This window comes from Leisingera daeponensis DSM 23529 (genome assembly GCF_000473145.1).
Classification (GTDB): Bacteria; Pseudomonadota; Alphaproteobacteria; order Rhodobacterales; family Rhodobacteraceae; genus Leisingera; species Leisingera daeponensis.
This window is the reverse complement of record NZ_KI421500.1, coordinates 2,983,100-3,008,772: the sequence shown is the minus strand read 5'-3', so window position 1 is coordinate 3,008,772 and position 25,673 is coordinate 2,983,100. Positions and strand designations below refer to the sequence as shown.

Annotated in this window: 26 protein-coding genes; 9 read left to right on the top strand and 17 right to left on the bottom strand. The window is 61.4% G+C overall.

The window, feature by feature from the left end; genetic code table 11:
- Window positions 1–5: 5 nt before the first annotated feature.
- Complete coding sequence (gene grxC / locus DAEP_RS0115270; protein ID WP_008553674.1) at window positions 6–263, bottom strand: glutaredoxin 3; 258 nt, start codon at window positions 261–263, stop codon at window positions 6–8.
- An 82-nt stretch (window positions 264–345) separates the two neighbouring features.
- Window positions 346–1,074, bottom strand: a complete 729-nt coding sequence (locus tag DAEP_RS0115265) for a ComF family protein (RefSeq protein WP_027245249.1) — start codon at window positions 1,072–1,074, stop codon at window positions 346–348.
- A 13-nt stretch (window positions 1,075–1,087) separates the two neighbouring features.
- Here DAEP_RS0115265 and DAEP_RS0115260 point away from each other — a divergent pair, with 13 nt between their 5' ends.
- The 3 genes from DAEP_RS0115260 (at window position 1,088) to DAEP_RS0115250 (ending at window position 6,171) form a co-directional block, all read left to right on the top strand.
- Entirely contained in the window at window positions 1,088–1,927 is an 840-nt protein-coding gene (locus tag DAEP_RS0115260; protein ID WP_027245248.1) for a methyltransferase domain-containing protein, read from the top strand.
- A gap of 102 nt (window positions 1,928–2,029) precedes the next feature.
- The gene (gene hemH, locus DAEP_RS0115255) at window positions 2,030–3,091 is read left to right on the top strand and encodes a ferrochelatase (RefSeq protein ID WP_027245247.1); all 1,062 of its coding nucleotides are present in this window, start codon (window positions 2,030–2,032) and stop codon (window positions 3,089–3,091) included.
- A gap of 71 nt (window positions 3,092–3,162) precedes the next feature.
- Window positions 3,163–6,171 carry an aminotransferase class III-fold pyridoxal phosphate-dependent enzyme gene (locus tag DAEP_RS0115250; RefSeq protein WP_027245246.1) on the top strand — a complete coding sequence of 1,003 codons (3,009 nt, stop codon included), beginning with the start codon at window positions 3,163–3,165 and terminating at the stop codon, window positions 6,169–6,171.
- 76 nt (window positions 6,172–6,247) lie between these two features.
- On the opposite strand, the gene DAEP_RS0115245 is transcribed toward DAEP_RS0115250, so the two are convergent.
- Both DAEP_RS0115245 and DAEP_RS0115240 read right to left on the bottom strand, forming a co-directional pair.
- Window positions 6,248–6,430: a hypothetical protein gene (locus tag DAEP_RS0115245; RefSeq protein WP_008557026.1), complete on the bottom strand. Its 183-nt coding sequence runs from the start codon at window positions 6,428–6,430 to the stop codon at window positions 6,248–6,250.
- A 138-nt stretch (window positions 6,431–6,568) separates the two neighbouring features.
- Window positions 6,569–7,186: a L,D-transpeptidase gene (locus DAEP_RS0115240; RefSeq protein ID WP_008556919.1), complete on the bottom strand. Its 618-nt coding sequence runs from the start codon at window positions 7,184–7,186 to the stop codon at window positions 6,569–6,571.
- Window positions 7,187–7,356: 170 nt separating this feature from the next.
- On the opposite strand from DAEP_RS0115240, the gene dalA reads away from it, so the two are divergent.
- A complete protein-coding gene (gene dalA / locus DAEP_RS0115235; protein ID WP_027245245.1) occupies window positions 7,357–7,839 on the top strand; it encodes a divisome-associated lipoprotein DalA in 483 nt (160 codons plus the stop codon).
- 106 nt (window positions 7,840–7,945) lie between these two features.
- On the opposite strand, the gene DAEP_RS0115230 is transcribed toward dalA, so the two are convergent.
- The 8 genes from DAEP_RS0115230 to hslO all read right to left on the bottom strand — a co-directional run bounded on the left by DAEP_RS0115230 (window position 7,946) and on the right by hslO (window position 17,284).
- Window positions 7,946–8,473, bottom strand: coding sequence for a L,D-transpeptidase family protein (locus DAEP_RS0115230; protein ID WP_027245244.1), 528 nt, complete (start codon window positions 8,471–8,473; stop codon window positions 7,946–7,948).
- Window positions 8,474–8,538: 65 nt separating this feature from the next.
- Complete coding sequence (locus DAEP_RS0115225; RefSeq protein WP_027245243.1) at window positions 8,539–9,348, bottom strand: ion transporter; 810 nt, start codon at window positions 9,346–9,348, stop codon at window positions 8,539–8,541.
- Between the two features lies 1 nt (window position 9,349).
- The gene (locus tag DAEP_RS0115220) at window positions 9,350–10,597 is read right to left on the bottom strand and encodes a class I SAM-dependent RNA methyltransferase (protein ID WP_027245242.1); all 1,248 of its coding nucleotides are present in this window, start codon (window positions 10,595–10,597) and stop codon (window positions 9,350–9,352) included.
- A gap of 54 nt (window positions 10,598–10,651) precedes the next feature.
- The gene (locus DAEP_RS0115215; protein ID WP_027245241.1) at window positions 10,652–12,496 is read right to left on the bottom strand and encodes an ABC transporter ATP-binding protein; all 1,845 of its coding nucleotides are present in this window, start codon (window positions 12,494–12,496) and stop codon (window positions 10,652–10,654) included.
- Complete coding sequence (locus DAEP_RS0115210) at window positions 12,493–14,331, bottom strand: ABC transporter ATP-binding protein (protein ID WP_027245240.1); 1,839 nt, start codon at window positions 14,329–14,331, stop codon at window positions 12,493–12,495. The genes DAEP_RS0115215 and DAEP_RS0115210 overlap by 4 nt, the downstream gene beginning before the upstream one ends.
- Window positions 14,332–14,545: 214 nt before the next feature.
- Entirely contained in the window at window positions 14,546–15,697 is a 1,152-nt protein-coding gene (locus tag DAEP_RS0115205) for a CCA tRNA nucleotidyltransferase (protein WP_027245239.1), read from the bottom strand.
- Window positions 15,697–16,353, bottom strand: coding sequence for a CoA pyrophosphatase (locus DAEP_RS0115200; RefSeq protein ID WP_084204445.1), 657 nt, complete (start codon window positions 16,351–16,353; stop codon window positions 15,697–15,699). The genes DAEP_RS0115205 and DAEP_RS0115200 overlap by 1 nt, the downstream gene beginning before the upstream one ends.
- On the bottom strand, window positions 16,298–17,284 hold the full coding sequence (gene hslO / locus DAEP_RS0115195; protein ID WP_027245237.1) for an Hsp33 family molecular chaperone HslO: 987 nt from the start codon (window positions 17,282–17,284) through the stop codon (window positions 16,298–16,300). Before hslO ends, DAEP_RS0115200 begins: the two co-directional genes overlap by 56 nt.
- A gap of 77 nt (window positions 17,285–17,361) precedes the next feature.
- On the opposite strand from hslO, the gene DAEP_RS0115190 reads away from it, so the two are divergent.
- Window positions 17,362–17,805, top strand: a complete 444-nt coding sequence (locus tag DAEP_RS0115190; protein ID WP_008558073.1) for an NUDIX hydrolase — start codon at window positions 17,362–17,364, stop codon at window positions 17,803–17,805.
- Between the two features lie 78 nt (window positions 17,806–17,883).
- Here DAEP_RS0115190 and DAEP_RS0115185 read toward each other — a convergent pair whose 3' ends face one another.
- The gene (locus tag DAEP_RS0115185; RefSeq protein ID WP_008554898.1) at window positions 17,884–19,137 is read right to left on the bottom strand and encodes a PP2C family protein-serine/threonine phosphatase; all 1,254 of its coding nucleotides are present in this window, start codon (window positions 19,135–19,137) and stop codon (window positions 17,884–17,886) included.
- A 187-nt stretch (window positions 19,138–19,324) separates the two neighbouring features.
- On the opposite strand from DAEP_RS0115185, the gene DAEP_RS0115180 reads away from it, so the two are divergent.
- Window positions 19,325–19,648: an Hpt domain-containing protein gene (locus tag DAEP_RS0115180; RefSeq protein WP_008557459.1), complete on the top strand. Its 324-nt coding sequence runs from the start codon at window positions 19,325–19,327 to the stop codon at window positions 19,646–19,648.
- Between the two features lie 15 nt (window positions 19,649–19,663).
- Here the strand turns inward: DAEP_RS0115180 and ilvA are convergent, their stop codons facing one another.
- Window positions 19,664–20,890, bottom strand: coding sequence for a threonine ammonia-lyase IlvA (gene ilvA, locus DAEP_RS0115175; protein WP_027245235.1), 1,227 nt, complete (start codon window positions 20,888–20,890; stop codon window positions 19,664–19,666).
- Window positions 20,891–20,962: 72 nt separating this feature from the next.
- A complete protein-coding gene (locus DAEP_RS0115170) occupies window positions 20,963–21,736 on the bottom strand; it encodes a hypothetical protein (protein ID WP_027245234.1) in 774 nt (257 codons plus the stop codon).
- 137 nt (window positions 21,737–21,873) lie between these two features.
- Here DAEP_RS0115170 and DAEP_RS0115165 point away from each other — a divergent pair, with 137 nt between their 5' ends.
- The 3 genes from DAEP_RS0115165 (at window position 21,874) to DAEP_RS0115155 (ending at window position 23,925) form a co-directional block, all read left to right on the top strand.
- Entirely contained in the window at window positions 21,874–23,100 is a 1,227-nt protein-coding gene (locus DAEP_RS0115165; RefSeq protein WP_027245233.1) for an argininosuccinate synthase, read from the top strand.
- A complete protein-coding gene (locus tag DAEP_RS0115160; protein WP_027245232.1) occupies window positions 23,097–23,561 on the top strand; it encodes a DUF1810 domain-containing protein in 465 nt (154 codons plus the stop codon). The genes DAEP_RS0115165 and DAEP_RS0115160 overlap by 4 nt, the downstream gene beginning before the upstream one ends.
- Before the next feature lie 79 nt (window positions 23,562–23,640).
- Complete coding sequence (locus DAEP_RS0115155) at window positions 23,641–23,925, top strand: SCP2 sterol-binding domain-containing protein (protein ID WP_027245231.1); 285 nt, start codon at window positions 23,641–23,643, stop codon at window positions 23,923–23,925.
- 65 nt (window positions 23,926–23,990) lie between these two features.
- Here the strand turns inward: DAEP_RS0115155 and DAEP_RS0115150 are convergent, their stop codons facing one another.
- Window positions 23,991–24,704, bottom strand: a complete 714-nt coding sequence (locus DAEP_RS0115150; protein WP_027245230.1) for a sulfotransferase-like domain-containing protein — start codon at window positions 24,702–24,704, stop codon at window positions 23,991–23,993.
- Window positions 24,704–25,612, bottom strand: coding sequence for a D-amino acid aminotransferase (locus DAEP_RS0115145; protein ID WP_027245229.1), 909 nt, complete (start codon window positions 25,610–25,612; stop codon window positions 24,704–24,706). Before DAEP_RS0115145 ends, DAEP_RS0115150 begins: the two co-directional genes overlap by 1 nt.
- Window positions 25,613–25,673: the final 61 nt, after the last annotated feature.

Genomic DNA, 25,673 nt, shown 5'->3' with positions numbered 1-25,673 from the left:
CGGGACTATGCCGCCAGCAGCGGGTCGAGCTTGCCCGCCTGCTCCAGCGCATAGAGGTCGTCGCAGCCGCCGACATGAGTGCCGCCGATGAAGATCTGCGGCACCGTGCGGCTGCCGTTGGCACGCTGGATCATCTCCGCCTTGCGCTCCGGCTCCTCCAGCACGTTGACTTCCGAAAATGCCACACCCTTCTGGTTCAGCAGCCGCTTGGCTGCGTGGCAGTAACCGCACAGAGGCGAGGTGTAGATTTCTACCGTTTTCATTCAGGACCCCATTATCTGGTTTCGAAGCTTGTGGAGGAATTGGGGATTCATTGCAACAATTGCCAGAGGCTGGCCGCCGGGCTCACACTTGCGTGACCCGGGCCAGCACCGCCACCCGCACCTCTGCTGCTCCCGCCCGCAGGCAGGCATCGGTGCAGGCGCTGAGCGTGGCGCCAGAGGTCATCACGTCGTCCACAATCAGAACACTGCGGCCCCTGATCCTGTTCAGCCGGCCCGGATGCGCGCCGATGGCAGACCCCAGAAGCTGGTAACGCTGGTCCCGTGTCTTTCCTTCCAGCGCAGGCGTTTTACGGATCCGGCGCAGCAGGTCCGGGCAATGCTGCAATCCCGAGCGTCTCGCCAGCGCGTCTGCCAGCACTGCCGACTGATTGTACTTACGCTTCAGCAGCCGGGTCCAATGCAGCGGCACCGGGCAGATCAGCGGATCATCCTTCAGCATCGGCTGCGCTGCGCGTTCCAGCCAAACGGCTGCGGCCTGTGCGATTTCTGTCCGGTCGCCGTGTTTAAGGGCCAGCACCAGTTTGCGCCCCTGCCCCTCGTAAATCAGCGCCGACCTCCCCTGGCTCCAGGGCCGCGGATGGCGCAGGCAGCTGTCACACTCCAGGCGGAAGCCGTCCGCCTCCCCAGGCAGCGGAACGCCGCAGCCTTCGCACACTGTGCCGCTGATGAAGCTCATACCGGACCAGCATGTCCCGCATAGGCCGAAGTCGCTGCCTACCAGCCCGCCGCAGCCCAGGCATTGCGGAGGGTAGATTAGCGAAACAGCGGTTTGAATCCCTGCCAGCAGCATCTAAATAGCCCCCATGACACAAGCACCCAAAGACCGGGCCCAGCAACAGCTCTTTGACCGTCAGGCGCTGGCATCCCGCCGCGCCAGACGGCAGGCGGACGCCCTGTTCCTCCACCATATGGCGCGGGATGAGGCCGAGGATCGCCTGAGCCTGGTTAACAGAACCTTTACAGCGCCCGCCGTGGTCTGCCCTTTCCCGGAGGTCTGGGAAGGGTTTCGGCCGGACGCGAAGATCGTGGCCGACGCGGACGTTCTGGAACTGGATCAAGGCGCGCATGATGTGGTGATCCATTCCATGTGCCTGCATTGGGCCAATGATCCCGTCGGTCAGCTGATCCAATGCCGGCGCGCCCTGAAGGAAGACGGGCTGCTGCTGGTCCTGCTGCTGGGTGGCCAGACCCTTCACGAGCTGCGCGCAGCCATGGCAGAAGCTGAGACAACCGTTCTGGGCGGCCTGTCCCCCCGCGTTGCCCCGATGGGTGAGATCCGGGATCTGGGCGGGCTGCTGCAGCGGGCCGGTTTTGCCCTGCCGGTGGCCGACCTGGTGCCGCTGACCGCTCAATACCGTGATCTGACGCATCTTATCCACGACCTGCGCGGCATGGGGGAGACCAACGCCCTCGCCCAGCGCCTAAAGCGCCCGGCGCCGCGAGCCCTGTTCCAGTTGGCCGATCACATCTATCGCGCGCATTTCGCCACCGCAGACGGCCGGTTGCCGGCGACGTTCGAGCTGGTATGCCTCACCGGCTGGTCGCCATCGGACAGCCAGCAAAAACCCTTGCGCCCCGGCTCGGCCCAGATGCGCCTGGCCGATGCCTTGAAGGTGCCGGAAACCAAGCTCGGCCCCCGATAAGTCTCCGCTATGGCTGCGCCAATGTGATCCAATTGGCCTTCTGCGCGTAAAGACAGTAGTTTGCCGCCAACACCGAAATTCTCAGCCCCACAGGACCTGCCCATGCTGGACGCCGCCCGGACCGCCAAATGCCCTGCCCACGCCCCCGCCGATCACCCCAAGATCCCGGCGGAGAAAGTCGGCATTCTGCTGGCCAACCTTGGCACGCCGGACGATCACTCCTATTGGCCGATGCGCCGGTATCTGAACGAATTCCTGTCCGACAAACGGGTGATCGACTACCCGTCATGGAAATGGCAGCCGCTGCTGCAGCTGATCATCCTGACCAAGCGCCCGTTCTCCTCCGGCGCGGCGTACAAGTCGATCTGGAACCATGACAAGGGCGAGAGCCCGCTGATGACCATCACCAAGGACCAGACCGCCAAGATGGCTGAGGTGATGAAGGGACGGTACGGCGATCAGGTGATGGTCGATTTCTGCATGCGCTATGGCAACCCCTCAACCAAGTCCAAGGTGCGGCAGATGGTGGAGGCCGGCTGCCAGAAGATCCTGTTTGTACCGCTCTACCCGCAATACGCCGGCGCGACCTCTGGCACGGCCAACGACCAGTTCTTCCGTGCCCTGATGGAAGAAACTTGGCAGCCCGCCGCGCGCACGATCGCGCCTTATTTCGACCAGCCTGCCTATATAGATGCGCTGGCGCGGTCGGTGGAGGAGGCCTATGCCAAGGCTGCGAAGCGTCCGGATATTCTGGTGGTATCTTACCACGGGATGCCCAAGCGATATCTGATGCAGGGCGACCCTTATCATTGCCAGTGCCAGAAAACGACGCGCCTTCTGAAGGAGCGGCTGGGCTGGGACGACACCCAGATCACCTCGACCTTCCAGTCGGTGTTCGGGCCTGAGGAATGGCTGAAACCCTACACCGTGGACCACGTCGCGGCGCTCGCCAAGGAAGGCAAGAAGAACATTGCGGTGATCGCGCCGGCCTTCTCTGCCGACTGCATTGAGACGCTGGAAGAGATCAACGAGGAAATCCGCGAAAGTTTTGAGCACGCGGGCGGCGAGGACTTTCTCTATATCCCCTGTCTCAACGACGATGATGACCACATCGCCGCACTGGCCGGGGTTATCGAGGAGAATCTGAAAGGCTGGCTGGACTAAACCCTCATCCCGGTCCAAATAGGATCCAATATTTGATCGCCGGGCACGCCGGCAGACCGGGGAGAATTTGGATGACGCTTGCGCATTGGGCCGCTGCCCTTGAGGAGCATTGGGGTATCAAGGCGGAACTGAGCCGCCTTGATGGGGAGTATGACCTGAACTTCCTGGCACGGGACGCAGATGGCCAAGGCTATATCCTCAAGGCCATGCGCCCGGGCTGTGAGGCTTGGCTGGTCGATATGCAGGTGAAAGCCTTTGAGCATATCGCCGCACGCCAGCCGGATCTGCCTTGCCCCCGGGTGATCGCCTCAGCTGACGGCCGCTCTCTGCTGACACTCCCGGACGAAACGGGCCAGGACCGGCTGGTCTGGCTGCTGAACCAGCTGCCCGGGCGCTGCTATGCCAAGGCGGAGCCGAAGAGCGATGCGCTGATCCATGAGATCGGTCAGGTTCTGGGCGGATCGGCCAAGGCGCTGGCGGATTTCCGGCATGAGGGGCTGGAACGGGATTTCAAATGGGACCTTATGCGCGCGGGCTGGATCAAGGATCAGCTGTCCTGCATCACTGACCCAGCGCGCCGTGCGATCCTTGACGAGATTTGCGCGGACTTTGTCAAGTTAGAGCCTGATCTGGCCGCGCTGCCCAAGCAGGCCATCCATAATGACGCCAATGACTACAACATCATGGTCGCGGGTGAACTGAATGAACCGCGCAGGGTGTCGGGCCTTATCGACCTTGGGGACATGTGCGCCGCACCGCGGGTCTGCGACCTGGCGATTGCCGCGGCCTATATCGTTCTGGACCATCCCGCGCCTGAGGCTGCGCTTGCGGCATTGGTGGCGGGCTATCATGAGGCCTGCCCGCTGACGCCCGCCGAAGTGGACATGGTCTGGCCGCTTTTACGCGCGCGTCTGGCTGTCAGCGTGGTGAACTCCACCCTGATGGCGGCGGAGAACCCGGATGACCCCTATGTGACCATCTCGCAAGCGCCGGCCTGGCGGTTCCTGGAAGGCAGCACGCTGCATCGCGGTCTGCTAGCGGCCCGGCTGCGCGCCGCCAGCGGCCTGCCGGTGGTGGACAGCGCCGACAGGGTGATGGCGTGGCTGGAGCAGGAACGCGGCAATTTCGCCCCGCTGATGGGTCAGGACTTGGCGGACGCACCGATGGGCTCGCTGTCGGTGGAGCACTCTACCTGGCCGCAGAACCCGTTCCACATGCCCCTTGAAGAAGCCGCCAGGGCCGGCGAGGAGTTTGAAGATAATGGCCGCATCTGGCTGGGATATTATCACGAGCCGCGGCTGATCTACACGGATGCGGCTTTCCGCAAAGGCCCTTGGAAAGCCAGCAACAGGCGTACTGTGCATCTGGCTGTGGACGCCTTTGCCCCGGCGGGCACACCGATGTTTGCCCCCTTGCGCGGTGAGGTCTATGCGGCCGAAAACCGAGACGGTCATCTGGACTATGGCGGGGTGATCATCCTGCGGCATGAAACCCCGGCGGGCGATTCGTTCTATACCCTTTATGGCCATCTGGACCCGGAATGCCTCACCCGGCTGAAGCCTGGCGACATGGTGGAGAAAGGCGAGGAGTTCTGCCGCCTGGGCGATCCCGGCCAGAACGGCGGCTGGGCGCCGCATGTGCATTTCCAGCTTGCCCTGACCACCGAGGGAATCGAGGCGGACTGGCCCGGTGTTGGCGATCCGGACGAAATGTACCTGTGGCAGACCCTTTGCCCCAACCCGGCAGCACTGCTGAATCTGCCGGATGAAAAAGTCCTCTATCACCCCACCAGCAAGGAAGACGTGCTTGCCGGCCGCCGCGCGCATTTCGGCGGCAACCTGAGCCTCACCTACAAAGACCCGGTGATGTTGCTGCGCGGCTGGAAACACCACCTGTTCGACGAATGGGGGCGGCCCTATCTGGACGCCTATAACAACGTCCCTCACGTCGGCCACGCCCATCCGCGCATTCAAGCAGTGGCGGCGGATCAGCTGAAACGGATGAATTCGAACACCCGCTACCTGCATCCGGCTCAGACCGCCTTTGCGGAGAAGGTCCTGTCCAAACTGCCGGACCGGTTCGAGGTCTGTTTTTTTGTGAATTCCGGCACCGAGGCCAATGAGCTGGCCCTGCGCCTGGCCCGCGCCCATACCGGCGCCAAGGGCATGGTGACGCCCGATCACGGCTACCACGGCAACACCACCGGTGCGATTGACATCTCTGCCTACAAATTCAACAAGCCCGGCGGCGTTGGCCAAGCGGACTGGGTTGAGCTGGTGGAAGTTGCCGATGACTACCGCGGCTCATTCCGGCGCGGCGATCCGGACCGGGCGCAGAAATTCGCAGATCTCGTGGACCCGTCAATCGCCCGTCTGCGGGAGAAGGGCCATGGTGTGGCCGGGTTCATTGCCGAAACTTTCCCGTCTGTGGGCGGCCAGATCATCCCGCCCAAGGGCTACCTGCCCGCGGTTTACGAAAAGATTCGCGCCGCAGGCGGCGTGTGCATCGCAGACGAGGTGCAAACCGGCCTGGGCCGCTTGGGCGAATACTACTTTGGCTTTGAACATCAGGGCGCGCTCCCGGATATCGTTGTAATGGGCAAACCGATCGGCAATGGGCATCCGCTCGGCGTATTGGCCACAACCAAGGAAATCGCCGCGAGTTTCGACAACGGGATCGAGTTTTTCTCAACCTTTGGAGGTTCCACCCTCTCCTGCCGAATCGGCAAAGAGGTGCTGGATATCGTCGATGACGAGCAGCTTCAGGAAAATGCCCGTGTGGTCGGCGCTCAATTGTTAGGCGGACTGAAGGCGCTGGAGGGGAAACACGCCTGCATCGGGGATGTGCGCGGCATGGGCCTATTTCTGGGCGTGGAGCTGGTCAATCCGGATGGCACTGAGGCCACGGAGATCTGTTCCTACGTCAAGAACCGGATGCGCGATCACCGGATCCTGATCGGCAGCGAAGGCCCCAAGGACAATATCCTGAAAATCCGCCCGCCGCTGACGATAGAACCGGAAGATGCGGACATGATAACCAGTGTTCTGGACGAGATCCTGCGCGAGGTGGCGGCGGTTTGACCGCCCCCGCAGCGGCCTTTAGCCAACAAAAAAGGCGGTGGAGAACCACCGCCTTTTCCGTAACTGTGTCGCGAACTTAGTTCGCTGCAACAGCTGCGCCAACCAGGACCAGCAGCAGCAGCGGCAGCAGGATGCCGCTGGAAGAGCCCTGTGCTTCTTCAACGATGACCGGCGGTTCTACAACCGGCTCGGACAGGTTGCCCGCGGTAGCGGTCGAAGCAGCAGCGGTCAGCGCAGCAGCGATAACGAGTTTTTTCATGTTAACCTCCAGAATTTGCGCGGGCCATAAAGCTGAACCGCGCACCCAAGACATACCTCGTATTTTTTTCTAACCAGCAAAATCGCGCGATTGCAATTGCTTGTTATAGTTAACAGGCTAGCGCCCGGTCCCGTGGCGTCAAATTAGCAACACCTGTGTACCCACTTTGGCAAGGCTGAACAGCTGGGCAATGTGCTCGTTGTAAAGCCCGATGCAGCCGTTGGACGATTTGCGCCCGATTTTACGCGTATCGTGGGTTCCGTGGATCCGGTAATACTTCCAGCTGAGGTACAGCGCATGGGTGCCGAGCGGGTTGTCCGGTCCCGGCGGGACATATGCGGGCCATTCCGGATTGCGCTTGCGCATGTTCGGAGTCGGCGACCAACTGGGCCCTTCCACCTTGCGCACCACCTGAGTGCGGCCGCGCCGTGTCAGATCGTCCGACAGCGGCACCGAGGAGGGAAACAGCTTGTAGGTATTTCCATCTGCGGACCAGAAGTGCAGCGCCCGGCTGTCGATATCGACGAGAATCGCGCCATTGCGCAAATTGTCGAAATAAGGCCGCCACGTTTTGGAGCGGAAGGCAGAGACATTGCGATGAACCGGCGGTTCCGGCTCCGGCGGCGGCCGCAGCGGATCGTAGGCCTGCTGAGAGAGTCCGGAGTCTTCCTGCGCCAGCGCGGAAGAGGAAATCAGGGCAGCGCTGCCGGCAAGAAACTGCCGCCTGCTGAAGTTATTAAAAGGGATACGGGACATGATTCATTCCAACTTGCGCAATCGGGATCCAGGATTTCAGCATTTTATGGCCGGAAAGCCGCAGTCGCAAATCAATCCGTCACCGCGGTCCGCATATTTCTGCCACCCCGTTTGCCTCCCGGCCACAGGAAGGATAAATGCAGGAGGATCTGACGGAGCATGAGAGAATTATGAAGCGCGTTTTTCTGCTTATGGCTGCGGCCATTTTGACTGCCGCGGCCGCGTGTACGCCCGCAACCGACTCCAGCAGCAGCTACCGCATCCGCAATGCGGACAAGGTCCAGATCCGGATGCTCGATTCCGTCAATGCGCTGCGCCAGGCCGCAGGGGCGCAAACGGTTCAGCTGAACGCTCAACTGACCGCCGCCGCCGCGACCCACTCGCGCGATATGTCGGTTCAGAACCGGCCCTGGCATTTCGGCTCCGACGGCTCCTCGCCGCTCGACCGGGTGACACGGGCGGGCTACACCGGAACGCTGCTGGGCGAGAATATCTCGGAAACCTATGAGAATGAGCAGCAAACGCTGACCGCCTGGCTGGAACGGCCCGCCACGCGTGCGGTCATTCTGGACCCGAAAGCTGCGAATATGGGCTTTTCCTGGTTTCAGGAACCGAACGGCAAAATCTGGTGGACATTGGTGATGGGCAGCTGAGCCCGCGCGCCGTGCGTCAGCACGGCGCCACGCCCAAGGCTGCCAAGAGGTGCCGGCCCCGCCGGCGCATCTGCAGGCGCGGGAGACCGCCGACGCCGATTGCGGTTCAGGGCCGCAAGGCGATGGTGGTTCCGTCCTGCACCATGGCATAGATCTCTTCGATGTCGTCGTTTGACACCGCGATGCAGCCTGCGGTCCAATCGCTGACCCGCGCTGCGCGCTTGCGCTCTTTCGGGTTATTGGGCTGCCCGTGAATGAAGATCTCGCCGCCGGGCTTCTTGCCTGCGGCCTCCGCCGTGGCCCGGTCCTCCACATTCGGATATGAGATGCCGACTGACAGGTGGTAGCGGCTGTTCGGGTTGCGGCGGTCGATCACATAGGTGCCTTCCGGGGTTTTTCCGTCGCCCTCGAACTGCTTGTGGCCCTGCGGCGCAAAGCCCAGATCAACGTCATATTCCCGCAGCACCTCTTCGTTGTGCAGCAGATACAGCTTGCGTGAGCTCTTGTTGATCACAACCGATGTGACCTGAGGTCCTTCATAAAACTGGAACCTGCGCGCCGCGCTGCCGGTCCTGCTGCAGCCTGCCAGTGCAAAGCTAGCAGCAGCACCGAAACCGAATGCCCTTCTGTTCATTGTTCAGCCTGTATTTCTTGTTTGCCTCTATTCAGGCCATACCGCGAAACCGGGATTAAGAAAATTCACATTTTTCTGTCTTCGCCTGAAAGGCCTGAAATCTTCTGCTCGATGGCCTCCAGGCGGGCCAGCACCTCGTCCCGGTACGCATCGGTGCGCACGCCCTCTTCCTCGCCGTGCGCGTCCTGCATGGAGTTCACGATCAGGCCAACCAGCAGGTTCACCACCGCGAAGGTGGTCACCATGATGAAGGGCACGAAGAACGCCCAGGCATAGGGATGCACCTCCATCACAGGCCGCACGATGCCCATAGACCAGCTTTCCAGTGTCATGATCTGGAATAGCGAATAGGCGCTGCGTCCCAGATCGCCGAACCACTCCGGGAAATCCTGGCCGAAGATCTTGGTAGAGATCACCGCGCCGATATAGAAAATGATCGCCATCAGCAGAAACACAGATCCCATTCCGGGCAGCGCGGTAATGAAGCCTTCGACCACCCGGCGCAGCCTTGGCGCTACTGAGATGACCCGCAGAACCCGCAAAATGCGCAGTGCCCGCAGGACTGACAGACCCTGTGCTGCCGGTATCAGCGCAATGCCCACAATTACGAAATCAAACACATTCCAGCCGCTTAAGAAGAACCGCAGGCGGCGCACGTAAAGCTTGGCCAGGATTTCGACAACAAAGATCGACAGGCAGGCGTGATCTATCAGGTAGATCAGGTCGCCTGCTCTGGACATTACTGATGGTGCAGTTTCCAGTCCCAAAGTGACTGCGTTGACCAGGATAACAGCGGTGATGAAACGGCCAAATCCTGCGCTGTCCAGAAGGGCTTCGAGGCGGCGTGTCGGGGTGGTCGCTGGGGTGTCGGTCATTTCAGTCTTTCAGGGTGAATCGCGCAACAGCTTCGATATGGGCAGACCAGCGGAACTGGTCAACAACCTGGACCCAGCCGAGGTCATAGCCCGCTGCAACCAGCGTTTTGGCATCGCGGGCAAAGCTCACCGGGTTGCAGGATACGTAGGCGATCACCGGTGTGCGGGCCTTGGCCAGCTGCGCGACCTGGGCTTCGGCGCCGGCCCGTGGCGGGTCGATCACTGCCGCGTCAAAGGCGGCGCCAAACGGGTTCAGGTCTTCGGGCAGCAGCGGATTGCGGAACAGGTCGCGGGCCTTGGTGGTGACCTTCTTCAGCCCCTTGGCCTTGCGCCAGCCGGCGTCCAACGCCGCCACCATGTCCCGCTCTCCCTCCACCGCGTGCACCTCGGCAGTCTGCGCCAAAGGCAGCGCAAAGGTGCCGCAGCCGGCAAACAGATCAACGATCCGCTTGGCGCCCCTGGTGATCTCCAGCACGGCGGCCAGCAGCGCGGCCTCGCCGTCTTTGGTCGCCTGCAGAAAGGCCCCCGGCGGCGGGCAGACCAGGGCAGGACCAAACGGCTGCACCGGCGGCTGCTCCATCGCAACCAGTTCGTCGTCCCAGGTCAGGCGGGCAATCCGGTGCTGCTCTGCCAGCTGTGCCAGCGCGATCCGCAACGGCCCGTCCAGAGGTTTGCCGTTGCGGACCAGCATATCGAGGCCCGCGTCCGAGGCAGTGACTGTCACCGACAACGGTGTTTTGCGGCTGGCTCCGGCCAGGGCGAGCGCTTCGGCCACCGGTATCGCCGCCATCAAGGCAGGTTCCAGCAGCTGGCAATCGGGAATCTCCGTAATGACGTCCGATGCCTGGCCGTGGAAGCCGGCCATCGCACCCTTCTTGGTGCGCCGCACCGCAAGCGTGGCCCGGCGGCGGGACTGGGACGGCGAGGTGTGGGCAGGCCGGAACTCCGTTTCGAGCCCCTGCGCGGTGAGCGCATTGCGCACCACATCCGTTTTCCACTGCGCCACAAAGCCATCACTGGCGTGCTGCAGCTGACAGCCGCCGCAGGACTTGTAGTGGCGGCAGGGCGGCTGCACCCTGTGCTCCGACGGCGTCTCGATGCGGATGCTGGTCAAGCGGCTGCCCTCGGCAATGCCGCTGACAACCTCGCCCGGCAGGGTGCGCGGGGCGAACAAGGGGCCGTCGGCCACGCCATCGCCCTGGTGGCCCAGCCGGCTGATCGTTGCTGTAATTCTGGCTGCGTCTGTCATGGCGGCTCAATAGCGCGGCACGGGAGCCAGCAAAAGCAAAATGCGCCGGCTTGTCTACTCCGCCGCCGCCTGCTCCTCGTCCGTGCAGATGAAACCGCCGGACTGGCGGGCCCAGAACTGCGCGTAAAGACCGCACTCGGCCAGCAGTTCATCGTGGCTGCCGCTTTCGGCAATGCGCCCTCTGTCCATCACGATGATGCGGTCCATTTCGCTGAGTGTCGACAGGCGGTGAGCGATGGCCAGCACCGTCTTACCCTCCATCACCCGGTGCAAGGCTGTTTGAATTGCGGCCTCAACTTCGGAATCCAGCGCCGAGGTGGCCTCGTCCAGCACCAGGATAGGCGCGTCCTTCAGAATGGCGCGCGCCAATGCGATCCGCTGCCGCTGCCCGCCGGACAGCTTCACGCCCCGCTCGCCAAGATAGGCGTCATAGCCGGTGCGGCCTTGGGCGTCCTCCAGCTCTGTGATGAATTCATGCGCCTCAGCCTTCTGCGCCGCCGCGACCAGTTCTTCCTCAGAGGCGTCGGGCCGGCCATAGAGAATATTCTCACGGGCCGAGCGATTGAACATCGCGGTTTCCTGGGTGACCATACCGATCTGGCTGCGCAGCGAATTCTGGGTGACGGTGGAAATATCCTGTCCGTCGATCAAAATCCGCCCGTTTTCCCCCTCATAGAGCCTTAGAAGAAGCGACACGAGCGTCGACTTCCCGGCCCCTGAAGCACCGACGATGCCCAGCTTTTCGCCTGGATGAATGGTCAGGCCGATGCCCTGCACCCCGCCCACGTCCCGGCCATAGGCAAACTCCACCTGGTCAAAAGCAATTTCACCCTTGCTGACCTTCAACGGCTTGGCACCGGGCGTATCTTCAACCCTGTCTCGGACGGACAGGGTTTTCATGCCGTTCTCGATCTCGCCCACGTTGGAATAGATCGCCATCAGCGTGAAGCTGACCCAGCCGGTCATCTGGGCGATGCGGATGGACACCGCGCCCGCTGCCACAATGTCGCCCTCGGTGGCCGTGCCCGACTGCCACAGAAACAGCGTTGCGCCGATCAGAAGCACCGGCAAAATGCCTGCCAGGCACATCAGGGAGAAACGGAAGCTGGCGGAGAGGTAACCGAAATGCAGCGACTTGTCACGGAACCGCACCATGGCGTCCTGGGCGGTGCGTTCCTCATGGTCGGCATGGGCAAACAGCTTGACCGTCTTGATGTTGGTGATCGAGTCGACAACCTGCCCGGTTACCATCGCCCGCGCCCCGGCCCGTGCGCCGGACCGTTTGCGGATGCGCGGCAGAAACCAGCGGATCAGCGCGAAATAGGCGATCAGCCACACCAGAAAAACGGCCGTGATACGCCAGTCAATAGAGCCTAATAAGGCTAAAGAGCCCGCAAGAGAGGCCAGAGCAAAGGCCACCACATTGATCATCTCAGTGGTCACGGAGGTGACGGCAGTTGCCGTCTGCATCTGCTTCTGAGCGATCCTGCCGGCAAAATCATCGTCGAAGAACCGCACCGATTGGCCCAGCGTCCACCGGTTCAGCCGCGACAGCACCAGCGGGTTCACATTGGGCTGCACGATAATGGCGTTGGAGGCGGCAGACAGGCCAAACAGCACTGGGCGTACAATAAGGAAAAAGCCCAGCGCCAATGCGATGACCGCCACATTACCGGCCGAGAAAAACTGTTCCGGCCCGCTGGCTATGGCGGTGTCGATGACCATCCCCAGGATAAAGGCGGTACCCGCCTCCATCCCGCCGGCAAGTGCTGAAAAAGCCGCCGCCAGCACCAGCATGGGCCATGCCCCGGCCAGACACCAGCGCATGAAGGATCCCAGCCTTTGCGGCGGCGGGCCCTCTGCCGGGCGGAAGGCGTCAATCAGGTTGCCAATTGTCATTCTGCTGCCTCGATGTTCAGGAAGCCGCCGGACTGGCGCGCCCACAGCTGGGCATAAAGCCCCTGCGCCTGCAATAGCGCCTCATGCGAGCCTTCTTCAACTATACGGCCCTGATCCATTACCAGGATACGGTCCATCTGCGCGATGGTGGACAGCCGGTGTGCAATCGCAATTACCGTCTTGCCCTGCATCATGCCGTAAAGCGTTTCCTGTATCGCCGCCTCAACCTCGGAGTCCAGCGCCGAGGTAGCCTCGTCCAGTACCAAGATCGGCGCATCCTTCAGGATCACCCGCGCCAGCGTCACCCGCTGACGCTGGCCGCCGGACAGTTTCACCCCGCGCTCCCCCACATGGGCATCATACCCTTTGCGGCCCTGGGGATCTTCCAGATCCAGAATGAACTCATGCGCCTGCGCCTGTTTGGCGGCGGCGATCATCTGCGTCTCGGTCGCGTCCGGGCGCCCGTACAGCAGGTTGTCCCGGACCGAGCGGTGCATCAGCGCACTGTCCTGCTGAACCATACCGATATGGCTGCGCAGGCTGTCCTGTGTCACCGCCCGGATGTCCTGGCCGTCGATCAGGATCTGGCCGCTTTCAGCGTCGTAGAACCGCAGAAGCAGTTTCACCAATGTCGATTTCCCGGCGCCAGAACGTCCGATCAGGCCGATCTTCTCGCCCGGCTGGATGGTCAGGCTGATCCTGTCCAGCCCGCCGGCCTCCCGCCCGTAATGGTGCGAAAGATTGCGCAGCTCAATCTCTCCCTTGGTCAGCTTCAGCGGTTCCGCATTGGCAGCATCCACCAGGTCGATCGGCTGGGCGATGGTTTGCATCCCCTCGGCCACCACCCCCAGCTGGCGGAAGAACGAGGTCAGCGCCCACATGATCCAGCCGGTCATTGCATTCAGCCGCAGGGTCAGCGCCGTGGCCGCCGCAACCAGACCGACCGAGGCTGTCCCCTGCATCCACAGCATCACAGCCCAGCCGACGACGCCGATAATCAGCAGACCGTTCAGCGTGACCAGCGTGGCATCCATGATGGTGAAGATGCGCATCTCTGTCTGGAACGTCTTGCGGGTGTTCTCGATTGCTTCGCGGGCATAGGTCAGCTCCCGGTCGTGATGGGCGAACATCTTGACCGAGTGGATGTTGGAATAGCTGTCAACCACCCGGCCCGTTACGGTTGAGCGCGCGTCTGATGACGCCTGGCTGGCAGGCCCGACCCGTCTGACGGTCCACATAACCAGAAGCGCGTACAGCGCGAACCAGACCGCCAGCGGCAGCATCAGCCGTACATCGGCGACCCACAGCAGAACCGCAGCGCCGGCGAGGTAAGCCAGGGAAAAGGTGATCGCATCAAACACCTGAAAGATCACTTCCCCCGCGGCGGGCGGGGTCTGCATGATCCGGTTGGCGATCCTGCCGGCAAAATCATTCTCGAACCAGCCCACCGACTGGCGCAGCACATGCTTGTGCGCCCGCCAGCGGATCAGCGTGCCGAAGTTCGGCAGGATCGCATTGTTCAGCAGCGCGACGTCAAAGAGCTGAATCAACGGCCGCAGCAGCAGAATGAACAGGGCAACCAGGATCAGCTCTGTCCCATGGTTATCCCACACCTGCTGGGGCGTGCCCGACATCAGGTCGACGATCCGGCCCATGTAGTAGATCAGACCAACCTCGATCCCGGCGACCACCACCGACATCAGCCCGGTCAGGGCAAAGACGGATTTGAACGGCTTGCAATAGTCACGCAAGAAAGGCCACAGCCGCGTTGGCGGCGTGTTGGTTTCCGGGTAGGCGCAATAAGGGTCAATAAGGTTTTCAAAGAAGCGAAACATGCGGATGCTCCAGTCGTTCGAGCAAGTCGGAATACAGATGCGGACAGCGGGCGGCCCAAGGCCCCCACGTCAAACGGGGCTAGGTCTCAGGCGTTAGAGAAACCAGATCCCGTAATACATCAGCATTCCTCCGTCATGTGGTGGCTGCCCTATGGGTACGCAAGATTTACCGCCTTGTCACCCCCCAAGGTTGTGACGCTGCTGACAGCCCTTGTCAGCGGAGGGAATCCAGCAGCTCCTCGCGGCAAAGAGTGAACCCGGAAGCGATCCAGTTTGCTTCCATTTTCTTCATCGCTGCCCCCAGGTCCGGGCCCGTCAGGTCCGGCTGAAGATCGCGGGCTTTCACTGGGAACACCGCCCGGGCGCCCTGCGCAATATCAGTCTCTAAATCAGGGGGAAGCGGCTGCTCAAGCAGTGCTGCGCGCAGCAGCAGCGCATCCAGCGCCTTCTGCGCACCCAGCCGGTACCCCAGCTCCCTTGCCTGCGCGGTGCCAGCCGCTGCCTTCCGGATTGCGGCCAGATGAGAGGCCTGCGCCTTGCTCAGCCTCAGGGCCTCCTGCAGGCCTTCCCCGCCCAGCGCGGCAAGGCGGCGGATGCCGGACGCCGCCCGCCCGGCCTCCAGATGAATCAGCGGCGCAAGCGTCCGGTCATCCGCGCCGGGCAGAATCCGCGCCAGCACGCCAGCCTGCCGCATTGCTGCAACAGACGGCGCAGGATCGGGCGCCGCCAGCAGTTTCAGCAGCTCCGCGCCGACCCGCTCCTTGGACAGCGAGGCCAGACCGTCCAGATTGGCGGAAATCGCTGCCAGCGCATCCGGATCAAATCCCTCTGCCTGATCGCCGTACCAGGCGTGAAAGCGGAAATACCGTAAGCTGCGCAGGTAGTCCTCGCGGATGCGGTGTTCCGCGGTGCCGATGAACCGCACCCGGCGCTTGGTCAGATCCGCAAGCCCGCCCAGCGGATCGACGATCTCGCCATCCGGGCGCGCATAGATCGCGTTCATGGTGAAATCGCGGCGGCGGGCGTCCTCAGCGATATCGGTGGAAAACGCCACAACAGCCCGGCGGCCATCGGTCGCCACGTCTTTGCGGAAAGTGGTGATTTCGTGCGGGATGCCATTTTTGACCAGCGTCACCGTGCCGTGGTCGATCCCGGTCGGCACCGCCTTGATCCCGGCGCGGGCGGCCAGTTCCATCACCTGCTCCGGCCGTGCATCAGTAGCGATGTCCATGTCGGAAACCGGCTCGCACAGCAGTGCGTTGCGCACGCAGCCTCCGACAAACAGCACCTGCGCGCCATCCGCCGTGACAGCCTCGCAAACCGCCTGCGTTGCCTTGTCGTTCAGCCAGGGCTGGTCAATCCGCATCAGCTCTCCATCCGTGCCGCAAAGCCGCGCAGCATCCGCGCAGTGGCGCCCCAAATGTAATAGGGCCCGTAGGGAACGGTATAATAGCGCCGGCGGGTGCCGCGCCAGCGGCGCGATTCGATGATGTAGTTGTCCGTGTCCAGAACGTGCCCCAGCGGCACCGAGAACACTTCAGCCACTTCGCCCGCTTCCGGGCGGGCCGCGAAGTCTTCACGGATCAACGCGACAACCGGGGTGACGGAGAATCCGGTCACCGTCTCGTGCTCGGGCAGGCAGCCAAGGATTTCAGGCAGGTCCTGCGGCAGTCCGATTTCCTCCCAGGCCTCGCGCAGAGCGGCAGCGCAGGCGTCCTTGTCGCCCGCATCGACCTTGCCGCCGGGAAACGCGATCTGTCCCGGATGGTGCTTGAGCGCTGAGGACCGTTTGGTCAGGATCAGCCGCGGCGAGCCCGACGCAATGGAAACCGGCACCAGCACCCCGGCAGCCCGCAACTTGCGCCCCTCCGGCAGCACCGTGCCGGGGTTGAGGTCAAAGTCAGAAGAGCCGTTGCCCTGAAGCTGCAGCGCAGCGGCTATTCTGTCCTCAAGATCCCGCACTGCCTCAATCACTGGGCGGAATTTCCGCTTCAAAGCCCAGCGACTCGGGATCCAGGTCATAATGCGCACCGCAGAACTGGCAGTCCGCAGTCACCCGGCCGTCGCCCGTAGTCATCTTCTCGATGTCCTTGGCCGAGTAGATCGACAGGCTCTGGCGCACGCGGTCTTCCGAGCAGGTGCAGCCGAAGCGCACCGGCTGGAAGTCATAGACCCGCGGCTGTTCCTCGTGAAACAATCGCACCAGAAGGTCCGCCGGTGTGACCGACGGGCCGATCAGTTCCAGATCCTCAACCGTATTCAGCAGCATGGTGACGCGGTTCCAGTTCTCTTCCTCGTCGCCGGTCACCAGATCGGCGGCTTGCAGAACCTCGCCCGTTCCTTCGCCCTGGGCCGCGAAGGGCGACGCCTTGGGCATGCTCTGCAGCATCACGCCGCCTGCGCGCCAATGCTCGGGCACGCCGGGTTCAGCCGACTTGCCAAAGCTCAGCTTGAACATCGTGGGCAGCTGTTCGGACTGAGCGAAATACGCCTCGGCGCAGGCGCTGAGCGAACCTTGGGCCAGCGGTGTAATGCCCTGGTAAGGCTGGGTGCCGGTGCCCTGGTCGATCAGAATCGCGAAGTACCCTTCGCCCACCTGCTCGAACGGATCGCCATCGGTCAGGCGGCCGCGGTCAAAGCTGGCATAGGCGCGGATCTTGCCGATTTCACCTTCTTTCTGCGGTGCATAATAATCGGTGGCAATCATCCGTACCGCGCCCTTGGACTGCACCTGCAGCGACAGTTTCCAGCGCAGCGAAATCGTTTGGCCAATGAGCGCGGTCAGAAGCGCCATCTCAGCGACCAATGCCTCAACCGCTGGCGGATAGTCATGCTGTTTCAGGATACCATCCAGCACGCCGTCCAGCCGCGCCACGCGGCCGCGCATGTCGGATACATCAAGCTGGAAGGGCAGGACAGTGTCGTCCCACGCGATTTTAGAACCAAGAGTCATGGGGTTTCCTTAAGCGCCGGGGATTGGCATACCGGGGCTATATAGGAGAAACGCCGCTGGAGTGAAGGGGGCTGCCCGTGATCAGACGTTTTGGCGACACCCCGCAGAAGGGCCAGCGCTACCGGATGCGGCCGGGGGCCTATGCTCTGCTGCCGCGCGGCGGCAAGCTGCTGATCACCTGCCAGTACGATCCCCACCCTGACCTGCAGCTGCCGGGCGGCGGCATCGACCCTGGCGAATCACCGGTCCCTGCCCTGCATCGGGAGGTGTATGAAGAAACCGGCTGGAAAATCTCTGCCCCGCGCAAACTGGGGGTATTCCGTCGCTTCGCCTATATGCCCGAATACGATCTGTGGGCCGAGAAGCTGTGCCACATTTATGTTGCCCGACCGCTGCGCCGCATCGGCCCGCCGTTGGAGGACGGGCATGAAGCGCTGTGGATCGATCCGCAGGAGGCTGCCGTCAGGCTGGGCAACGCCGGAGACCGCCATTTTGCAGCCCGGCTGGCAGCACGTTTGTGAGCCTGTCTGAACCAACCTCCAAAATACACAAAATCCCAGCCGCGGCCGGGATACCATCAGGCGGAAGCTAAGACAGATTCAGGGTCCTTGATATTCGAACAAGGTGGCTGAAACGTCATCTTCCAACCCGTGCTCTTTGCTCATGACCTGGGTCAGGTGCCAGTACAGATCATCCAGGAATTCCTTGCCGCTTTGGCCGGAACCGCATTTCTCTACCAGCTCAAGCAGGCCTTCCGGTTCCAGCATGGAACCATCTTCCAGCCGCGCCTCGGTGAAGCCGTCGGAGAACAGCAGCAGGCGGTCGCCGCGCTCCATGGTGAATTCTTCCTGACTATAGCCGATATCCGGCACCAGCCCCACCGGAACGCCGCCTTTGCCAATAAATTCCATCTTGCCGTTTTTCCGCAGCAGCAGCGGGTGTGGATGCCCGGCCTGCACCATCTTGACGACCCCGCTGCGCAGGTCAGCAATGCAGTAGGCCATGGTGAAGTATTCTTCGATGCCGGTGTCGGCGATCAACCTGGCATTCAGCAGGCTGGCCACTTCTTCCGGCTGGCGCAGGGCGTAGAAGCGGTTGAACCGCTTTTCCATGCCGACGTTCTGATCGAAATAGTTGGAGGACAGGTATCCGCCCAGCCGTGCTGTCATCATTGCGGAGGTGATGCCATGACCCGACACGTCAATGGAGTAGAAGCCGATTCGGTTCACGCCGGGAGAGAACATGCCCACCAGGTCGCCACCGATGTGCCCGCAGGGTTTCAGCAGCAGGCTGACGGTGGAGGAACCAAAGGTCTTGGACAGTTCCGGCACCAGCGATTCCTGGATCTTGCGGGCCTGGATCAGGTCCTTGTCGATCGCGTCATACACACGCTGCAGCTCACCCAGGGTTTCGGAGACGATGCGGTTCTTCTCTGACAGCTCCCGCTGCATACGAAGGATCCGCTCGCCCGCAGAAATACGCGCGCGCAGCTCGTCGGAACTTACCGGCTTGGTCAGGAAATCATCGGCGCCGGCATCAAGCCCCTCGGCAACCTCGTTCTTTTCGCTTTTGGAGGTCAACAGGATGAAATAGGCATAATCCTCGCTTGAGCGGGACCGGAAGGCGCGGCAGAACTCCAGCCCGTTCATGCCCGGCATCATCCAGTCGCTGAGGATCAGATCGGGCGTTTCAGCCTGGCAGATCTCCATCGCAGCCTCGCCGCTCTCAGCCTCGACGACCTCAAAACCCCATTTCTTGAGTGAAGCCACAAGGATGCGTCTCTGCAGGCGGCTGTCATCGACAACCAGCACACGGCGTATTGATCCGGCCACTGTGTGGTCCTCGTTGTCCATCGAACTTTCTGGCAGCACCGAAGGCACCTCACAAATGGCAAAATCAGACAGTCTTGTGATACTATCGGTCCAGAAATTTAACAGGCGGTGAAACCTAAAATTTGAGCTTCCCCCTTTATTTCACTATATTTTTACTGCAATCAACTTAAGAAATCGCGCATGGCGAATGATCGTAGGGACAAGAGACATGATTGACTGGCCGCGCGTGACCGAGCTGCGCGAAGAAGTGGGCGCTGAAGATTTCGAGGAAGTCGTAGAGATATTTCTTGAAGAAGTCGAAGAGGTTATCGGTAAGCTGCAGGGCGGCGACCGCAGCCAGTTGGAGCAGGACTTGCACTTCCTGAAAGGCAGCGCGCTCAACCTCGGGTTTGCAGACTTCTCCGCACTCTGCCTGGACGGGGAGAGGAAGTCAGCGCAGGGCGAAGCGAATGGCGTCGACGTTCCCGCCATCATCACCAACTTTCAGGCTTCCAAGTCTGCTTTTTTGGCGGGCATGTCCGAAAAATTCTGACCTCCGCCGCAGGTATCAGATGACGAATTGCGCCAGCGTTTCGTCCCGGGTGATGTCCGTATAGGTCATCCCAGCCGCATCCAGCCGCGCGAACAGCTGCTCAAAATTTTCCGGCCGTTTGGTTTCGATCCCGATCAGAACAGAACCAAAGTTGCGCGCTGACTTCTTCATGTATTCAAAGCGGGCGATGTCGTCCTCAGGACCCAGGATGCCCAGGAATTCCTTCAGTGCGCCAGGCCGCTGCGGCAGCCGCAGGATGAAGTATTTCTTCACCCCGGAATAGCGCTGCGCCCGTTCCTTGACCTCGGGCAGCCGTTCAAAATCGAAATTCCCGCCGGAGGTGACGCAGACCACCGTCTTGCCGCGAATCCAGGACCGCACATCCTGCAGCGCCTCGACCGACAGCGCGCCAGCCGGTTCCAGCACGATCCCCTCGACATTCAGCATCTCGATGATGGTGGCGCAGATCCGGTCCTCGGAGATTGCCAGGGCATCCGGCAGCGGCACGTCCTTCAGAATGTCAAACGGCAGATCGCCGATCCGTCCCACCGCGGCGCCATCTACAAAGGTATCGACCGTGTCGAGCGGCACCGGCTTGCCCGCCATCAGCGCCGCGCGCAGGCACGCGCCGCCTTCCGGCTCGACAAACAGGCAGTGAACCCCCTCCCCAAACCAGGAGGAAACGCCCGCCGACATGCCGCCGCCGCCCACCGGCAGCAGGATATGATCCGGTGCCTTGCCCAGCTGCGCCTCAATCTCCACTGCAATGGAGGCTTGACCCTCAATCACATCGGCGTCGTCAAAGGGCGACAGGAAGTGCCCGCCTTCCTGCGCGCACCATTCCTGCGCGGCAGCGAGGCAAATGTCGAAATAGTCGCCAACCAGATGGATTTCGATATTGTCGCCGCCGAACATCCGGGTTTTCTGGATCTTCTGCTGCGGCGTGGTGACCGGCATGAAGATCACCCCGCGTTTGCCCATGTGGCGGCACATGAAGGCCACGCCCTGGGCGTGATTGCCGGCAGAGGCGCAAACGAACAGCTCCTGATCCGGCTGCTTGCGCATAGCGTTCAGCGCGCCGCGGATCTTGTAAGAGCGGACCGGGCTCAGGTCTTCGCGCTTGAGATAGATATCGGCGCCGAAACGTTCGGACAGATGCACGTTGCGCTGCAAGGGCGTTGCGGGAAACACATCGCGCATCGCCTGTTCGGCGGCGCGGGCCTGGGTCTTGAAATCGCTCATGTATCCTTCAGTGGCGCATGCCCGCCCCTAAGGCAAGAGGCGGGTGCAAAGCATACATAAGAATACCGGTGATCAGACCGGGCGGCCTTCGACGTAATGGCCGTAGAACGTCGTAAGTATGCTGACGTTCACGAGGGTCATTACCAGCATAGTGAGCGCGGCAAAGGCAAACCCAAGCGGTGCGAAAACGGAAATCGACAACCCTGTAACAACTTGCAGCGCAAATTGCATGACTGCCAGCAGAATGAAAACCAGAATAATGGCTCCGCCCGAACCTGCTGTCGCGTTCCAAGCATCCTTGATTTTAAGGGGCTTTCCAATGGCAGCTGCAGGCAGAATAGGCGCAAATCTGTAGATCACGATGAAGAGGAAGATGAAGTAGCCAAATGCGAAGGTCAGCGCCAGTGCTTGACCTGTCTGCCCCAAGGTCAGGGCAAGCAGGAAGAATATGGCAAACATTGGAACCGTTAGCAGGAGCACAAGGAAGCCAATAAGCAGGCCATGCCCAAAATAGGAGAGTATCCGTCCCCCCCGGAAGCGAGGAAACCAGCCTTCCGGGTATTCTTCAAGCAGGATGAAGCGATGCCAGGAAACGAAAACCCAAAGCTCGACCAACAGCAAGATCGACGTCGCTAGAAAGAATGACGCTCCGAGTTTTCCGGACAGCATAGCTTCTTGCATCGCGGCCTCATCGGCGAAGACCGTGATTGACAGGCCAGCCGAGGTGAGCACTGCATAGATCGACCCAAACCCGAGAAGCACTGGCACCAAGGCGATACGTACAGCCCAGGTAAAATTCCGCGTCACCATTCCAACTGAGTGGGTGAAAATACTCCAGCCTTTCATCAGGGCTTTCTCCAAAATATCTTTTTTTCTTGCTGCGCACGTTAGGCGTGCGGACCCGTATTGAAAACCCCGGAAATCCTTGCTCTTGCGGCCAAAACCCTATACGCCGCAGGCGTTCTGACCTGAGAGGGAATTCCATGTCCGCGCCCAAGAAAGTTGTGCTCGCCTATTCCGGTGGCCTCGACACCTCGATCATCCTGAAATGGCTGCAGACCGAATACGGCTGCGAAGTTGTCACCTTCACCGCCGATCTCGGCCAGGGTGAAGAGCTGGAGCCCGCCCGCAAGAAAGCGGAAATGCTGGGCATCAAGCCAGAGAACATTTTCATCGAGGATGTGCGCGAGGAATTTGTCCGCGACTTCGTGTTCCCGATGTTCCGCGCCAATGCGGTGTATGAGGGCCTCTACCTGCTGGGCACCTCCATCGCCCGCCCGCTGATCTCCAAACGCCTGGTTGAGATTGCAGAAGCTACCGGCGCCGACGCCGTCGCCCATGGCGCCACCGGCAAAGGCAACGACCAGGTCCGTTTCGAACTGGCAGCCTACGCTCTGAACCCCGACATCAAGGTGATCGCGCCGTGGCGCGAGTGGGACCTGACCTCGCGCACCAAGCTCTTGGAATTTGCGGAGGCGCATCAGATCCCCGTCGCCAAGGACAAGCGCGGCGAAGCCCCCTTCTCGGTCGATGCAAACCTCCTGCATACCTCATCCGAGGGCAAGGTACTGGAAGACCCGGCGCAGGAAGCGCCCGATTACGTCTACCAGCGCACCGTGCATCCGGAAGAGGCGCCCGATACCCCCGAGTACATCGAGATCGGGTTTGAAAAGGGCGACGCGGTCAGCATCAACGGCGAGGCGATGAGCCCCGCCGCCATCCTGACCGAACTCAATGAGTACGGCCGCAAGCACGGCATCGGCCGCCTCGACCTGGTCGAAGGCCGGTTCGTCGGCATGAAGTCCCGCGGCATTTACGAGACCCCGGGCGGCACCATCCTGCTGGAAGCCCACCGCGGTATCGAATCCATCACAATGGACCGCGGCGCGATGCACCTGAAGGACCAGCTGATGCCACAGTACGCAGAGCTGATCTACAACGGCTTCTGGTACTCGCCGGAGCGCGAAATGCTGCAGGCCGCCATCGACAAGAGCCAGGAATTCGTCTCCGGCACCGTGCGCGTGAAGCTTTATAAGGGCTTGGCCTCCACCGTTGGCCGCTGGTCGGAAAATTCGCTCTACTCCGAGGCGCATGTGACCTTTGAGGAAGACGCCGGCGCCTACGACCAGAAAGACGCCGCAGGCTTCATTCAGCTGAACGCCCTGCGTCTCAAACTTCTGGCCGCCCGCGAGCGCCGGATCAAAAAGTGAGTGATCACGACGGCATAGATAGCGATTTCGAGGATGATTTCGCGGAAGAGCTGGACATGTTTGTCGAAGCTCAGGACACCGTCTGGGCGGCTGTCCTGAGAGAACTCTCAGCAGGTGAGAAGACGAGCCACTGGATGTGGTTCGTCTTTCCCCAACTGGCCGAGCTCGGCCGCTCCCACATGGCGCAGCTTTACGGGATCGAGGACCTGACTGAGGCCACGGCCTACTTGAACCACGAAAAACTGCGCGCCCGCTTGGTCGAGGTCAGCCAGCTGATGCTGCAGCACCGCAGTAAAAAGCCTGGGCAGATCCTCGGCAGCATCGACGCCAAGAAGCTGCGCTCCTCGATGACACTGTTTGCTGCTGTGCCCGGCGCGCCGGCAGAATTTCAGCAAGTGCTTGATGCCTTCTACGATGGACAGCCCTGCCCCCTGACCCGGGACGCGCTTGCCGGCGGGTAATTCGCCCGCTTCCCCCTTGGTCAATGTTGCCCGGACCGCCTTGCCTGCCTAACGCTCGCGTCAGGCAAGGGAGGACAACATGGCACTTGAAGACATCGCAGCAGGTATCCGCGACGGCCTGACCGGAAAAACCTTCGACGGCTCACTTAAATTCGATTGCGGCGACGAGGGCGTGATTGTGCTCGCCCAAGGGGACGCCACAACCCAGGACCAGGACACTGATTGCACGCTCCGTCTGTCCGCGGACAATCTGCAAAAGCTGCTCGCCGGCAAGCTGAACCCGATGACCGCGGTGATGATGGGTAAGATCAAGGTGTCCGGCGACATGGGCGTCGCCATGAAACTGAGCAAGCTGATCGGCTGATCCCCTTCCTCTCGCCCTAAATTTTCTGGAAGTGAGCGCAGGGGGCGAAGCCCCCCCTCCGCACATCAGATCTTCACCGCTTTCATCTGCTCATAATAGGGCATTGCCGCCTGCAGCACGGGCTGCAGCGCGTCCGGCACGTCTGGGAGCGGCCCTTCGGCACCGGCAAATCCGGTAGAATTCCAGACCGCGCCATACCAATGTTCAGCCCACACGCCGTCATCCTTGTGCCCGCCCTTGGGCCAGTTCAGCATCTTCGGGGAATAGGGTATGCCGATTGCGTCGCACAGCTGCTCCAGTTTCGTCGCCGGGTGTTCGCGGATATCGTGGCTATCCACCACCACCGGCGTCTGCCCCCAGCTGCGCACCTGGTCAAACAGCTCTGCCTGCTGGCGGAAACCGATATCCTCCAGCGTGGGATTCTCCCGTTTTGCCGCATAAGAGGCGATCACCCGCGCCGGATGACGGATCAGAAAGACATTGACCGCCTCACGCATCCAATCCCGAGGCACCCCCGGGATCATGTGCTGGGTCATGTGTTTTTGATAATAGTAGGGCTTCGCCCCCGGAACCGGCCCAAGCAGAGCCTTGGCCACCGCTTCTGGGTCCTGCGGCTGGCTGTCCAGAATCTCACTCCGCATCGGATGGTCAAGACCGGTCATCGCCAGATAAGCGGCATAAAACGGTTCATCCACCACTGCGCAATCGCCGCGGTTGCCAAAGGCATACATCATCGCGGTCGACAGGTTCCGTGGTCCTGACCACATGGCAATCCGCATCACGCACACTCCTTCTCAATCAGGCTCTTGTAGAGGCCCCTGATACGCTCAGTCATCGGACCCATCTTTCCGCTGCCGATCTGCCGCCCGTCGATTTCCCCTACCGGGGTCTGCGCGCCGAACGTCCCGGTGAGGAAGGCTTCCTCCGCGCCGTATGTGTCGACCAGAGAATAGTTCCGTTCACGAACCGGGATGCCGTTTTCGCGGCACAGATCAATCACCTTCTGCCGGGTGATGCCGTTCATGCAATAATCCCCCGTGGAGGTCCAAACCTCACCCTTGCGCACGATGAAGAAGTTGCAGGCGTTGGTGGTGTTCACGAAGCCATTCACGTCCAGCATCAGCGCCTCATCCGCACCCGCTTTTTCCGCTGCGATACAGGCGAGGATGCAGTTCAGCTTGGAATGGGAATTCAGCTTAGGGTCCTGTGTCATCGGCAGACCCCGGATATGCGGCACCGTGGCCAGCTTGATCGGGCGCGGCAGGTTCGGGCGCGAATGTTCCATGATGATCGTCATCGTCGGCCCCTGCTGCGACAGGGAGGGATGCTGGAAAGGCCGTGTCTTCACACCCCTTGTAACCATCAGCCGGGCATGGGCATCTGTCGTCATGCCATTGGCTTTTTGTGTCTCTAACAAGGCATTTTCTACCCCTTCCCGGTCCAGGCCAATGTCAAGGTCGATGGCCTTGGCGGCCTCAAACAGGCGGTTCAGGTGCTCATCCATGAAGGCCCAGGTGCCGTTGTACAGGCGCAGCCCCTCCCAGACGCCATCGCCCAGCATGAAGCCGCTGTCGTAAACGCTCACCTTGGCCTCGGCTTTGGGAACGATTTCGCCGTTCAGGTAAATCAGGATCTCGTCGTTTCGCCGGTCTTCCTCGGCCTGGTGGGTGCTCATCTTTTTGGTCATGGAATCCTCCTGCTGGCGGCACGTTAGTAAGATTGGATCCAATTTCCAAGCGGTAACTTGC